Source organism: Pseudoalteromonas sp. MER144-MNA-CIBAN-0113 (genome assembly GCF_040308965.1).
GTDB lineage: Bacteria > Pseudomonadota > Gammaproteobacteria > Enterobacterales > Alteromonadaceae > Pseudoalteromonas > Pseudoalteromonas tetraodonis.
This window is the reverse complement of sequence record NZ_JBEOOG010000656.1, coordinates 1-221: the sequence shown is the minus strand read 5'-3', so window position 1 is coordinate 221 and position 221 is coordinate 1. Positions and strand designations below refer to the sequence as shown.

The window sequence follows — 221 nt, the reverse complement described above, 5'->3', positions numbered from 1 at the left end:
AGCCTGGTAATGTCCTACTTTCACATAGCAAATGCTACACTATCATCGGCGCTGTTTCGTTTCACTGCTGAGTTCGGCATGGGGTCAGGTGGGTCCAAAACGCTATTGTCACCAAGCAAATTTGGTGTAAGGTCGATTTAATCAAGCTTACTAAAATTTGGAATTCTGATAATAAAGTCTTCAAGTATCTACTTTAGTCTATTAACTTCTTCGCTTGTTTC

General features: G+C 39.8%; 1 rRNA gene. It reads right to left on the bottom strand.

Going from position 1 to position 221, the window contains the following annotated elements:
* Position 1: 1 nt before the first annotated feature.
* Positions 2-116, bottom strand: a 5S ribosomal RNA gene (gene rrf / locus AAEY57_RS21355).
* Between the last annotated feature and the right edge of the window lie 105 nt (positions 117-221).